Origin of the sequence: Hymenobacter sp. 102, assembly GCF_049949205.1 — a bacterium.
Lineage (GTDB): Bacteria > Bacteroidota > Bacteroidia > Cytophagales > Hymenobacteraceae > Hymenobacter.
Genome location: NZ_CP188172.1, coordinates 3,352,933 through 3,365,934, shown reverse-complemented (window position 1 = coordinate 3,365,934; position 13,002 = coordinate 3,352,933). Strand labels below are relative to the sequence as shown.

At 58.9% G+C, this 13,002-nt stretch carries 9 protein-coding genes; 3 read left to right on the top strand and 6 right to left on the bottom strand.

The annotated features are described in order from the left end of the window. Nucleotides 1–53 precede the first annotated feature (53 nt). The 6 genes from ACN19L_RS14430 to ACN19L_RS14405 form a co-directional block, all read right to left on the bottom strand. The gene (locus ACN19L_RS14430) at nt 54–1,478 is read right to left on the bottom strand and encodes a Glu/Leu/Phe/Val family dehydrogenase (RefSeq protein ID WP_426490195.1); all 1,425 of its coding nucleotides are present in this window, start codon (nt 1,476–1,478) and stop codon (nt 54–56) included. Between the two features lie 355 nt (nt 1,479–1,833). Continuing rightward, nucleotides 1,834–3,621 carry an acyl-CoA dehydrogenase family protein gene (locus tag ACN19L_RS14425; protein WP_426490194.1) on the bottom strand — a complete coding sequence of 596 codons (1,788 nt, stop codon included), beginning with the start codon at nt 3,619–3,621 and terminating at the stop codon, nt 1,834–1,836. Between the two features lie 404 nt (nt 3,622–4,025). After that, nucleotides 4,026–5,204: an acetyl-CoA C-acyltransferase gene (locus ACN19L_RS14420; protein WP_426490193.1), complete on the bottom strand. Its 1,179-nt coding sequence runs from the start codon at nt 5,202–5,204 to the stop codon at nt 4,026–4,028. A gap of 193 nt (nt 5,205–5,397) precedes the next feature. Continuing rightward, on the bottom strand, nt 5,398–7,806 hold the full coding sequence (locus ACN19L_RS14415; protein ID WP_426490192.1) for a 3-hydroxyacyl-CoA dehydrogenase NAD-binding domain-containing protein: 2,409 nt from the start codon (nt 7,804–7,806) through the stop codon (nt 5,398–5,400). A 153-nt stretch (nt 7,807–7,959) separates the two neighbouring features. Continuing rightward, entirely contained in the window at nt 7,960–8,436 is a 477-nt protein-coding gene (locus ACN19L_RS14410) for a MarR family winged helix-turn-helix transcriptional regulator (RefSeq protein WP_044014483.1), read from the bottom strand. Nucleotides 8,437–8,621: 185 nt separating this feature from the next. After that, nucleotides 8,622–10,403: an AMP-dependent synthetase/ligase gene (locus ACN19L_RS14405; RefSeq protein ID WP_426490191.1), complete on the bottom strand. Its 1,782-nt coding sequence runs from the start codon at nt 10,401–10,403 to the stop codon at nt 8,622–8,624. A 205-nt stretch (nt 10,404–10,608) separates the two neighbouring features. On the opposite strand from ACN19L_RS14405, the gene ACN19L_RS14400 reads away from it, so the two are divergent. From ACN19L_RS14400 to murQ, 3 genes are all read left to right on the top strand, one after another. Further along, entirely contained in the window at nt 10,609–11,796 is a 1,188-nt protein-coding gene (locus tag ACN19L_RS14400) for a formimidoylglutamase (protein WP_426490190.1), read from the top strand. Nucleotides 11,797–11,940: 144 nt separating this feature from the next. Next, on the top strand, nt 11,941–12,147 hold the full coding sequence (locus ACN19L_RS14395; RefSeq protein WP_426493589.1) for a cytochrome b5 domain-containing protein: 207 nt from the start codon (nt 11,941–11,943) through the stop codon (nt 12,145–12,147). A 28-nt stretch (nt 12,148–12,175) separates the two neighbouring features. Further along, nucleotides 12,176–12,973, top strand: a complete 798-nt coding sequence (murQ, locus tag ACN19L_RS14390) for an N-acetylmuramic acid 6-phosphate etherase (RefSeq protein WP_426490189.1) — start codon at nt 12,176–12,178, stop codon at nt 12,971–12,973. Nucleotides 12,974–13,002: the final 29 nt, after the last annotated feature.

The window sequence follows — 13,002 nt, the reverse complement described above, 5'->3', positions numbered from 1 at the left end:
GCCGCTTCTGATTCTTCAGAAGCGGCTTTTTGCGTACTGATGTCCCTGTTGGCTTACGGGAAAATACCGAGGGACTGGTAGCTGACGCCGATTTTCTCGATGGCGCTGTAGAAGGCGGCGGTGCGCAGGTCGGTGATACCCTCCACATCGTCCATCACCTTGCGGATGGACTGGTAAGCGGTAATCATGGTATCTTCGAGGCCGGAGTGCACCAGGTCAATTTCGTCGGCACCGTGCACGATGAGCTGGCGTTCCTGGGGGCTGATGGTTTTGCCGGTGGTGCGCTCAATGGTTTCCACCAGCCGGCGCATAGCCCCTTCCTCAGCCCGCTTGCCCATGCGCCCAAAGCGCACGTTCGATAGGTTTTTCAGCCATTCGAAGTACGATACCGTCACGCCGCCGGCGTTGAGGTAAAGGTCGGGCAGGATAATGACACCCTTTTCCAGCAGAATTTTCTCGGCGGCCTGGGTGGTGGGGCCGTTGGCGCCTTCGGCAATAATTTTGGCCTTGATACGGTCGGCGTTGCCTTCGTGAATCTGGTTTTCCAAGGCGGCCGGAATCAGCACGTCGCACTCCCGCTCCAGCAGGTCCAGCGACTCGGCCACGTCCTCGGCTCCGGCGAAGCCCAGCAGGGAACCGCCGTTCTGCCGGTGCCGGAAAACAGCTTCCACGTCCAGGCCGGTTTCCTTATAGATGCCACCTTCCCGCTCGGCAATGCCGATGATGAGGGCGCCGGCTTCCTGGCAGAACTTGGCCGCGTAGTAGCCCACGTTGCCCAGCCCCTGCACGATAATGCGCTTGCCGGCAATGCCGCTGCTCAGGCCAACTTTGGCCAGCATCGGCTCGTCCAGCAGCAACTCGCGCAATCCGTAAAACACGCCCAGGCCCGTGGCCTCGGTCCGCCCCCGGATACCGCCCTGCCCTACCGGCTTACCGGTTACGCAGCCCAGAGCGTTGGTGTCGCCGTACTTGAAGGTCTGGTAGGTATCGGCAATCCAGGCCATTTCGCGGCTGCCGGTGCCGTAGTCGGGGGCCGGCACGTCCATACCGGGACCGATAAGGTTCTTTTTAATCAGCTCCGTGGCGTAGCGCCGCGTTACGCGCTCCAGGATGTTAACGGGCGTAGTGCGCGGGTTAATTTTCACGCCACCTTTCGCGCCGCCGAACGGCACGTCCACTAGGGCACACTTGAACGTCATCAGGGTTGCCAGAGCCATTACCTCCTCCTCATCCACGTACACGCTGTAGCGGATGCCGCCCTTGCTGGGCAGCTTGTGGTGGCTGTGCTGCACCCGGATACCCTCGAACACCTGCACGTGGCCGTCCACTTCCACCGGGAAGTTGACCTTGTAGATGCTGTTGCAGGCCCGGATTTGGGCAATGATGCCGGGGTCGAGCTTGGAGAAGCTGGCCGCGTGGTCGTAAAACCGCAGCACGCTCTCGTAAAAGTCTTTACCCTGTACCTGTTCGTTGGCCATAGCTGGAGGGAGTTGAAGGTGGGAGTATCTCCCTGCAAACGACAGCCCGGCCGCTGGCGTTGTGCTGAGTCGTGTTTTTAAAACTACCCAAACGGTGTAGCGACGCAATACTTTGCGTCTCGTCGTTGGACGACTGGAGGCCTACATTTCTAACAACATCAGCAACAGCGAGACGCGAAGTGTCGCGTCTCTACACCGTTCAATGCCCTCGGCCCGAAAACGCAGCAAGCCGCCCCCGAAACGGGAGCGGCTTGCGGTTTCTCAGATTCTCATCGGTTTCACGACTCGCAGAAAGCGCCTGCCAGCACCATCTACAACATCCGCGAAATCCGATGAATCCGGCTAAATCCGTGATTTAGTAGGCGTACTCGTTGGCGGCAATCAGCTTATCGGCGATGCGGCGACGAGCTTCCTTGGCGTTGTAGAGGTCGGCTTTGGTGAAGCGCTTCAGGCCCATGGCCAGCAGGCGCTGCTCGTCGCCCTCGGTCATGGTGCCGATGGCGTCTTTGCCGAACTTGTTCACCTGGTCCACGGTGTCGTAGAGGTACACGCGGGCAATATCGATTTGCGTCGAAACGGCCTCCTCTCCTTTGGCGGCGGCTTCCTTCTCCACGCGCAGCAGCGTGCTTTCGGCGGTGTACACCTTGATGGCCATATCGGCAATATTCATCAGTACTTCCTGCTCTTTGGCGAGCGAGTTCATGTACTTCTGCACGGCCGTGCCAGCGACCATCAGGATGGCCTTTTTCAGCTTGGCAATGGTCTTTTTCTCGGCGGCGAACAGGCCGGTTTCTTCTTCCAGGTTGAAGTCCGGAATAGCCATCAGCTCCTGCTGCACGGCCTGGGCCGGGCCCATCAGATCCAGCTCGCCTTTCAGACCCTTTTTCAGGATCATGTCCACGGCCAGCATGCGGTTGATTTCGTTGGTGCCCTCGAAGATGCGGTTGATGCGCGAATCCCGGTAAGCGCGGTCCATGGGATAGTCGGCCGAGAAGCCGTAGCCACCGTAGATCTGTACGCCTTCGTCCACCACGTAATCCAGCACTTCCGAGCCTTCCACTTTCAGGATGGCGCACTCCACGGCAAACTCGCGAGCGGCACCCAGCAAGGCTTCGTTGTGGCTCTGGCCTTTGGCCAACAGCTCCTGCTCCATGCGGAAAATGTCCATACCAGCACGGTAAATAGCCGATTCCACGGCGTAGATGCGCACGGCCTGCTGGGCCAGCTTGTATTTAATAGCGCCGAACTTGCTGATGGGCAGCTTGAACTGCACCCGCTCGTTAGCGTATTTCACGCTCAGCGTGGAAGCCATTTTGGTGGCACCCAAACAAGCCGCGGCCAGCTTGATGCGGCCGATGTTCAGGATGTTGAAGGCAATGAGGTGCCCCTTGCCAATCTCGCCCAGCACCGCCGATTTCGGCACTTTCACGTCGGACAGGAACACCTGGCGGGTCGAGGAACCCTTGATGCCCATCTTGTGCTCCTCGTTGCCGAGGCTCAGACCGGGCGTGTTTTTCTCCACAATGAAGCCGGTGAACTTGTCACCATCCACCTGGGCAAACACGATGAATACGTCGGCGAAACCACCGTTGGTAATCCACATTTTCTGGCCATTGAGCACGTAATGCTCGCCGTCCTCAGTGGGCATGGCTTTAGTTTTGGCGCCCAGGGCGTCGGAACCGGAGCCGGGCTCGGTGAGGCAGTAGGCGCCCATCAGTTCGCCGGAGGTCAGGCCGGGCAGGTATTTAGCCTTCTGCTCCTCGTTGCCGAAGTACAGAATGGGCAGCATGGCAATACCCGTGTGGGCCGCGAAGGCTACCGGGAACGAGTGGCCACCACCCACACCCTCGGTCACGCGCAGCGAGGTGGGGAAGTCCATGTCCAACCCACCGTACTGCTCGGGAATGCTCACGCCGAACAGGCCCAGCTCGCCGGCCTTTTCCATCAGGCTGCGCATGAGGCCTTCCTCATGGTTATCGAGGCGCTCCAGCAGCGGCGTCACCTCCTTCTCCACGAAGTCGAGAGCGGTCTGGTGCATCATGTTCTGCTCCTCCGAAAAATCGGCGGGCGTAAATACGTCCTGGGCGTCGGTTTCCTTGATGATAAACTCGCCGCCTTTCACAAGTTGGTTGGTTACTTCCATGACCGGGTGAGGGTTGATGTGGGAAAATTCGAAGTCAAAAAGAAGAGAAACTACTCGGCTTACCTACTATTTACCGGCAAGTAAGCCCCGTTGTTTTGTCGTACCGAAAGATACAAAAATTTGTTATGCTTGCCGACTAGTTCACGAAAAGAAAACCCCAGTTTGATATGGGGTTTCTTTTTGCGGTTCGGCAGAACGTGTAGAGACGCAATAGTTGAAGTCTCGCCGTTGAACGGACTGGCACGAGCCTATCGAACAACGTCAGCAACGACGAGACGCAAAATATTGCGTCTCTACACCGTTCTGACCGCGCAGCTTTGGCTTGTGCCGTGAGCGGCTGAGTTTTCCGTCCGAAGCTGGGCTTCGGGCCGCCCACGGCACAAGCTAAAGCGTATGCTACACTGCTACTTCAGCAGCTCGTAGATGCCGGCTACGCCCTGGCCGCCGCCGACGCAGGCGGTTACCATGCCGTACTTCTGGCCCCGGGCGCGCAGCTCGTGGAACAGCTGGATGCTGAGCTTGGCGCCGGAGCAGCCCAGCGGGTGGCCGAGGGCAATGGCGCCGCCGTTCACGTTCACTTTGCTCTGGTCCAGGTCCAGCTCGCGCATTACGGCGAGGCTCTGGGAGGCGAAGGCCTCGTTCAGCTCGAACAGGTCGATGTCCTGGAGCTTCATGCCGGCCTGGCGCAGCGCCTTCGGCACGGCTTTGATGGGGCCCATGCCCATGATGCGCGGGTCGATGCCTTCGGTGGCGTAGGTCACCATGCGGGCAATCGGCTCCAGGTTCAGCTCCTTCACCATGCGCTCCGACATCACAATGACGAAAGCGGCACCGTCGGACGTCTGCGAAGAGTTACCGGCCGTAACCGAGCCGTTGGCGGCAAACACGGGGCGCAGCTTGCCCAAGGCTTCCATCGACGTATCAGCGCGGGGGCCTTCGTCGGTGTCGACTACGAACGAGCGGTTTTTCTTTTTGCCGGTGGCCTGGTCAAGGTAGGTTTCCTCCACGGTTACGGGCACAATCTGCTCCTTGAACTTGCCTTCCTGAATGGCTTTGATGGCCTTCTGGTGTGAGTTGTAGGCAAACTGGTCCTGGTCTTCGCGGGTAATTTTGTAATCCTGGGCTACGGCTTCGGCGGTGAGGCCCATGCCGAGGTAGTAGTCGGGGTGCTGCTGGGCGAGCTTGTAGTTGGGCACGGTTTTCCAGCCCACGGTGGGCACCAAGCTCATGCTTTCGGTACCACCGGCCACGATGCAGTCGGCCATACCGGCGGCAATTTTACCGGCGGCCATGGCAATGGTTTCCACGCCGGAGCCGCAGTAGCGGTTCACGATGAGGCCCGACACGTTCATGGGCAGCGCCAGCAGCGAAATCAGGCGGCCCATCTGCAGGCCCTGCTCGGCCTCCGGTACGGCGTTGCCCACAATCACGTCGTCGATGCGGGTGGGGTCCAGCTGGGGCACCGAGGCCACCAGGTGCTTGATGACGTCGGCGGCGAGGTCATCGGGGCGGGTGAAGCGGAAACCGCCACGGTTGGCTTTGCCAACGGCCGTACGGTAACCGGCTACGATATATGCGTTCATGGTTTTGAGTCTTGGAGAAGGTGGGTAGCTCTAGTCGTCTCACCCCCTAGCCCCCTCTCCAGGGGGAGAGGGGGGACTGGATTTTAGTTTTCGTTCTGCTATGAGGGGCAGCGCTAAAACTAAAATCTAGTTTTTCTAGGGCTAGTTCCCCCTCTCCCTTTGGAGAGGGGGCTAGGGGGTGAGGCGGCCGTTGTTAGTTCCGCAGCGGTTTGCCCGTGGTCAGGATGCTCTGAATCCGCTCCAGCGTTTTCCGCTCGCCGGTGAGGCTGAGGAAGGCTTCGCGCTCCAGGTCCAGCAGGTACTGCTCCGATACTTCGGTGGGGCTGCTCAGGTCGCCGCCGCACATGATGTAGGCCAGCTTGTTGGCAATCTTCACGTCGTGGTCGGAGATGTAGCGGCCTTCCTTCATGGCGTGCACGCCGGTCAGGAACATACCCAGGGCGCCTTTGCCCTGCACCTTGATGTTGGTTTTCTGCAGCGGCTGGGTGTAGCCATCCTCGGCCAGCTCAATGGCAGCGGCTTTGGCCTGGGCCAGTACGCGGTTGGAGTTCACCACCACTTCGTCGCCGCGGCGCAGGAAGCCCAGGTCGAAGGCTTCGTGGGCCGAGGTGGATACCTTGGCGGTGCTCACCGTCATGAAGGCGTTGCGCAGCAGGTTGTACTCCGGCTCACCTTCCTCGTACTTGAGGGCGGTGCGCAACGTCATTTCCTTGGTGCCGCCGCCGCCCGGAATCAGGCCCACGCCGAATTCCACGAGGCCCATGTAGGTTTCGGCCGCCGCTACCACCCGGTCGCAGTGCAGGTTCAGCTCGCAGCCGCCGCCCAGGGCCAGGCCGTGGGGTGCGCCCACCACCGGAATGCTGCTGTAACGCATCCGCATCATGGCCTGCTGGAACTGGGCAATCATCAGGTTCAGCTCGTCGTACTCCTGGTCCAGCGCGAACATATACACAAGGCCCAGGTTGGCACCGGCCGAGAAGTTCGGCGCGTCGTTGCCCACCACGAGGCCGCGGAAGTCCTTTTCGGCCAGCTCCACGCCTTTCAGCAGGCCCTGGATGACGTCGGAACCCAGCGCGTTCATCTTCGAGTGGAACTCCACGTTCAGGATACCGTCGCCCATGTCGAGCACCGAAGCCCCGGCGTTTTTCCACAGCACTTTGCCCGTGGCACGCAGGTTATCCAGAATGATGAAGTTCTCCATGCCCGGAATGGCCTGGTAGCTCTTCGACTCGATGTCGTAGAACTGCTTCACGCCGGCTTCGCTCACTTTGTAGAAGGCGGTGTGGCCGGCGGCTACCATCTCCTCTACCCACGGCGCTACGGTTTTGCCTTCAGCTTTGGCCAGCTCCAAGCCCTTCTGCACGCCCAGGGCATCCCAGGTTTCGAAGGGCCCCAGGTCCCAGCCGAAGCCGGCGCGCAGGGCGTCGTCAATCTTGTAGAGCGAGTCGGTGATTTCCGGAATCCGGTTGCTCACGTAGGCAAACAGGCCCGCGAAGGTCTTGCGGTAGAAGTCCCCGGCCTTGTCTTTGCCGGCGGCCAGCACCTTGAAGCGGTCCGCCAGCTTTTCAATCGGTTTGGTGGCTTCCAGGGTGGCAAACTTCACCTTCTGGCTGGGCTTGTATTCCAGCGTATTCAGATCGAGGGCCTGGATTTCCGACTTGCCGCCGGCGCCCTTCACTTTCTTATAGAAGCCCTGAGCGGTTTTGTCGCCCAGCCACTTGTTCTCGGCCATCTTCTTGATGAAGTCGGGCAGCTGGAACACGTGCTTGGCTTCGTCGTTGGGCAGGTTCTGGGCGAGGCCGTTGGCCACGTTGATCATCGTATCCAGACCTACCACGTCGGAGGTGCGGAATGTGGCCGACTTGGCGTGGCCGATAACCGGCCCGGTCAGCTTGTCCACTTCCTCCACCGTTAGGCCCAGCTCGCTCATCACCTGCACCACGTCCATGATGGCGAAAACGCCCACGCGGTTGGCAATGAAAGCGGGCGTGTCCTTGGCCAGTACCGTGGTTTTGCCCAGGTACAGGTCGCCGTAGTGCATCAGGAAATCCACCACCGACTTGTCGGTTTCCGGCGTCGGGATGATTTCGAGCAGCTTCAGATAGCGGGGCGGGTTGAAGAAGTGCGTGCCGCAGAAGTGCTTGCGGAAGTCGTCGGAACGACCTTCCGTCATCATATGAATCGGAATGCCCGAGGTGTTCGAGGTGATGAGCGTGCCGGGCTTGCGGTACTGCTCCACGCGCTCAAACAGGCTCTTTTTGATGTCGAGACGTTCCACTACCACCTCAATCGTCCAGTCGCAGCCGGCAATGTCCTTGAGGTTATCATCAAAGTTGCCGGTCTTGATGCGGCTCACATCCTGCTTGCGGTACAGCGGCGAGGGGTTGGCCGCCACGGCCGCCTGCAGGGAGGCATTCACGATGCGGTTCTTCACGGCCGGGTTGTCCAGCTTCAGGCCTTTGGCCTCCTCGGCGGGCAGCAGCTCCTTGGGCGCAATGTCGAGCAGCAGCACCTGCACACCGATGTTGGCGAAGTGGCACGCAATGCGCGAGCCCATCACCCCGGAGCCTAGTACGGCTACTTTCTTGATGGTACGGTTCATTCTTGGGGAGGAATGAGGTGGGAAAATGAGTTATTAGTTACCAGTTACCAGTTGCTGGCCACAAGCCTTAACTAGTCGTCATGCCGAGTTCTTGGGCAAACAGGAGACCTTTTTACCGGAAGGTCAGCCCATAAAAAACTCCGGGCCGCCCGGCTAGGCCGGCGACTCGGAGCGCAGGGGTTTCAGCTTAAAATCGTCGTAGAGGGTTTTGCCCTCAATCATGCCCGTAATCTGGGCTACTACTTTGAAGAACACGTTCAGCTCGCTCTGCGGGATTTTCTCGCGTACCTTCAGGTTGAAATGGCGCACCGTCTGGCGGGAAATTTCCTTGCCGCGCAGGCCTTCCTCGGTCAGGAAGATGCGCACCGAACGTTTGTCCTGGGTGTCAGCCTGTTTATAGATCAGGCCCTTTTCTTCCATGCTGCGCAAAATGCGCGTGAGCGAGCGGGTTTCCAGGCCCAATAAAGGTGCTATCTTGGTAGCAGGTGTGCCGTTTTCCTGGTCGATATTCAGCAGCACGAATCCGATGCTCGTGGTAATATCGTGCTTGGCCGCCTGCGTATTGTACATGCGCGAAATGGCGTGCCAGGCAACTTTGATGTTATAATCAACGGTTTCTTCGGGAGTCATCGGACGGGAACTACTGGTTCGGTAAACATACAGAAAACTGTTATGCTTGCATACTAAGTTAGCCAAAAAAAGTTTGGCTGGTGCTTCCAGTCCGTATACTCCTGCACGTACAGTAATCTAGGTCATCCATCATACTCAAACGAAAAACGGCGCCACCGCTGCTGCAGTGGCGCCGTTTTTCGCCTTTACCGATGGCCATCCTGGTGGTAAAGGCCTTCGATAATGTCCTTGTTGTTTTCGGTAATGACTTTTCGCTTCACTTTCATAGTGGGCGTCATTTCGCCGGTTTCTACGGTCCAGAGTTGGGGCAGCAGCGCAATTTTCTTCACTTGCTCCCACTGCGCAAAACCGGTGTTGTATTTGTGCACGAGGTCTTCGTACATCTTTACCACTTTCTCGTCCTTTATCAACTCCTCATTGGAGCAGTTGCAGTTCACGCCGTTGCGCTTGCACCAGCCTTTGAGGTCATCGAAAGAGGGAATAACCAGCGCGGAAGGAAATTTCTGCCCGTCGCCGACCACCATGCACTGCTCCACCAGCGGCGACTCTTTCAGTTTGCCTTCAATCACCTGCGGGGCAATGTACTTGCCGCCGGAAGTTTTGAACATCTCTTTTTTGCGGTCGGTGATTTTGAGGAAGCGGCCATTCACCATTTCACCGATGTCGCCGGTGTGGAACCAGCCATCGGCGTCAAACTCCTTGGCCGTCAGCTCGGGCTTGTTGTAGTAGCCCTTCATCACCGACTCCGACTTGGTGAGAATTTCGCCGTCCGGGGCAATTTTCACCTCGGTATTATCGATGATGGGGCCGACGGTGCCAATCATGTTGTTTTCGGGCTCGTAGCCACCCACGGCAATTACGGGGGACGTTTCGGTGAGGCCGTAGCCCTCCATTACACGGATACCGCCGGCCCAGAACACGCGGGCCAAACGGGGCTGCAACGCCCCGCCGCCGCTCACAATGCAGCGCAGGTTGCCGCCTAACGCCTCCCGCCACTTACTGAAGATGAGCTTGTTAGCCAGCTTTAGCTGTGTATTGTACAGAAAGCCGCCGTCTTTCTGGTTGTCATACTTCAGGCCCAGATCCAACGCCCAGAAGAACAGGCTTTTCTTCACGCCAGTCTGCTCATGGCCTTTCGCCACAATCTTATCGTACACCTTTTCCAGCAGGCGGGGCACGGTAGTGAAGATTTCGGGCTTCACCTCGCGCAGGTTGTCGGCAATGGTTTCCATGCTCTCGGCGTAGTAGATGCTCACACCGTTGATAAGGTAAAGGTGGGTCACCATCCGCTCGAAAATGTGGCAGAGCGGCAAAAAGCTCAGGGCCTTGTCATCTTTGGTGACGGGCACGAACCGCTGGGAGTTGCGGCAGTTGCTGAGCAGGTTGTTGTGGGTGAGCATTACGCCCTTGGGCTGGCCAGTGGTGCCCGAAGTGTAGATGAGCGTGAGCAGATCGTCGGGCTGCACGGCGGCTTTCAGGGGCTCCAGATCGGCGGGGTTGCCTTTCTTGCCCAGTTCCAGCAGCTCGTCGAAATGGCGGGCCCCTTCCACCTTATCAAAGGTGAAAACGTTTTCGGCCGGAATATTCAGGCCCTGGGTGGCTTCGCGCACTTTGTCCAGCAGCTTCTTATCCGACACAAAAACGGCCTTAACCCCCGCATCCTGGAAGATGTATTTGTAGTCCTCCACCGTGATACTGGGGTACATGGGCACGCTGGTGGCCCCCAGTTGGGCAATGCCAAAGTCGGCGAACATCCACTCCGGGCGGTTCATCGAAATAATGGCCACCTTATCGTCCTTGCCAATGCCGAGGCTGCGCAAGCCCAAACTGACCTGGTTTACCTTTTCCACTACCGCATCGGTGCTGATGGGTGTATACTGGCCGTTGATTTTGGCGGCGAAGCAGTCGGGCTTGTTGTACTTCTGCTGCAGGTGGGGCAGAATGTCGAACGTACGGCGAATATCCATGCGGAAGAGCGGGAGCTTGGTGGGTTGGCAGTGAGAGAGAAGCGGTACTGGCCCCTATGATACGAGCCAAAACCTCAACTGTAATAGGAAATGCTGCTTAAATAACTATTTTTTTCCGGGTAAAGCGCAATTTACCCCTAAAACGAGCTTAGGGCCGTGGCGGGCTTTTGCGTAGCTTTGTCAGCCTCCGCACCCGCCGCGCACGATGAATCTGGCTATCTTTTTTGACCCGCTCGCCGAAGAGCTGGTTTCTTCCGCATCCGCTTCTACTACGCTGGCAAGCTATGTTTCGCCCTTCCTGGATTCGTTTCCGGATTGGCGCGCGGCCGATCTGGCCATCATTGGGTTGGATGAGTGGCGGGGCAGTGCGGCCGGGGCCCCGGCCCGGCACGGGGCCGATGCCGTGCGCCACTGCTTTTACCAGCTACAGAAAGGGTTCGGTCCTTGTCGGCTGGTGGATTTGGGCAATCTGCGGCCCGGTCTCACGCTGGAGGATACCTACCAGCGGCTGCGCGAGATTATTGCGGCTTTACTGGAGCACAATACCGTGCCCCTGCTGCTGGGCGGTTCCCACGACCTGGATTACGGGCAGTTCCTGGCCTACGAAACCCTGGAGCGGCCCATCAGCTTTGCCGCCATTGACTCTCGCGTAGATATGGCTGAGCCCGATGGCTCCACGCCTGAGGATAGCCATCTGCGCCGGATGCTGCTGCACGAGCCCAGCTTTCTGTTCAACTTCGCCCAGCTGGCTCACCAGCAGTATCTGGTGGCCCCCGATGTGCTGACAGCCCTGGAAAAGCTGCATTTTGAAACCCTGCGCGTGGGCCAAATCCGCGACGACATTCGCCAGGCCGAGCCGTTGCTCCGCCAAGCCGATTTTGTGACGGTGGACATTGCCGCCCTGCGCTGGAATGATGCTCCGGGCTACCACCCGGCCAACCCCTTCGGGCTCACTAATGAGGAAGCCGCCAAACTGGCCTGGTATGCCGGCTGCAACGACCAGCTGACCTCCTTTGGCCTGTATGGCTACCGCCCCGACTACGACACGAATGGCTTGGCGGCTATGGTACTGGCTACCATGCTGTGGTACTTCATCGAAGGCTATTACCACCGCCGCCGCGAAACTGACTTTCGGGGGCCTAACTTTGTACGCTATGCGGCCGGCCTGCACGGTCCCCCCGATTACAGTGCCCTCGACAATGACCAAGTTGAGGAAGGACCGGACCGGATTGTATTTTATAAATCCCAGCAAACGGACCGGTGGTGGATGGAGGTAGTGAACCTGGCTGGCAATGTGAAGCGCATTGTACCCTGTAGCTACCAGGATTACCTGCACGCCGCCCAGGGCGACGTACCCCACCGCTGGATTCTGACGCAGGCGCTGCTGGGGTAATTGATTTTTGGTTGATTGTTTTTGGTTTCTGGCTTTATGGATAACCACCTCCCTGCTCCCGACTCTGATAAAGGTGCACCCGTAGCAAACGACCAAAAACCACTAACGAATAACGGGCACCTCACCGCGTACACCCGTAGCCAGCTGGCTTTGCGTAATGGTCAGGACCGGGACGAAATCTGGGTGGCGTACCGGGGGTTGATTTACGATGTGAGCCGCTCCCGACTCTGGAAGCGCGGCAACCACTATGAGCACTGGGCGGGCCAGGACCTGACCAAAGAGCTGGACCACGACGCCCCGCATACACCCAACGTTTTCGACAAATTCCCGGTTATTGGCCAGTTGAGCTGAAACCGTTGCTATTCCTTTCCCCCTTGCTATGAGCACTACTGAAAGTCCCTCCGAGTTCAACCACCTCGAAACCCTGTCCACCCACGAGTTGCTGGCCGGCATCAACAGCGTTGATCAGACAGTGCCGCAGGCCGTGGCCAAGGCGCTGCCCCAGATTGAGGCCTTGGTGGAAGCCGTAGTAGAGCGGTTGGGCAAAGGCGGCCGGCTGTTCTACATCGGGGCCGGCACCAGCGGGCGGCTCGGGATTCTGGATGCCTCGGAGTGCCCACCCACATTCGGCGTGCCTCACGGCGTGGTTATTGGGCTGATTGCCGGCGGCGACACGGCCATCCGGAAAGCCGTGGAAAACGCCGAGGACGATGCCGAGCAGGCTTGGAAAGATTTGCAGGCGTATGACATCACCACCCAGGATGTTGTGGTGGGTATTGCTGCCTCGGGCCGCACGCCCTACGTAATTGGGGGGCTGGAGCAGGCCCGGCAGGCGGGGCTGGCAACCGGCTGCATCGTGTGCAACGCGGGCTCCCGGGTAGCGGCCGTGGCCGAGTTTCCGGTGGAGGTGGTAACCGGCCCCGAATTCGTAACGGGCAGCACCCGTCTGAAAGCCGGCACCGCTCAGAAGCTGGTGCTCAACATGCTCACCACTGCCACCTTCATTCGCCTGGGCCGGGTGAAGGGCAATAAGATGGTGGATATGCAGCTCAGTAACGCCAAGTTGGTAGACCGGGGCGAGAAAATGCTGATGGATGAGTTAGGAATTGCCCAGCCTGAAGCGGCGGAACTGCTGCGCCGGCATGGCTCAGTACGGGCGGCACTGAACGCCCGATAGTGGCTGCACTGTATTAGGTCAGGCGGGGT

Bases quoted from the DNA above. Each gene is read 5' to 3' on its own strand.
- ACN19L_RS14430 (WP_426490195.1), bottom strand. From the start codon at position 1,478: ATGGCCAACGAACAGGTACAGGGTAAAGACTTTTACGAGAGCGTGCTG.
- ACN19L_RS14425 (WP_426490194.1), bottom strand. From the start codon at position 3,621: ATGGAAGTAACCAACCAACTTGTGAAAGGCGGCGAGTTTATCATCAAG.
- ACN19L_RS14420 (WP_426490193.1), bottom strand. From the start codon at position 5,204: ATGAACGCATATATCGTAGCCGGTTACCGTACGGCCGTTGGCAAAGCC.
- ACN19L_RS14415 (WP_426490192.1), bottom strand. From the start codon at position 7,806: ATGAACCGTACCATCAAGAAAGTAGCCGTACTAGGCTCCGGGGTGATG.
- ACN19L_RS14410 (WP_044014483.1), bottom strand. From the start codon at position 8,436: ATGACTCCCGAAGAAACCGTTGATTATAACATCAAAGTTGCCTGGCAC.
- ACN19L_RS14405 (WP_426490191.1), bottom strand. From the start codon at position 10,403: ATGGATATTCGCCGTACGTTCGACATTCTGCCCCACCTGCAGCAGAAG.
- ACN19L_RS14400 (WP_426490190.1), top strand. From the start codon at position 10,609: ATGAATCTGGCTATCTTTTTTGACCCGCTCGCCGAAGAGCTGGTTTCT.
- murQ (WP_426490189.1), top strand. From the start codon at position 12,176: ATGAGCACTACTGAAAGTCCCTCCGAGTTCAACCACCTCGAAACCCTG.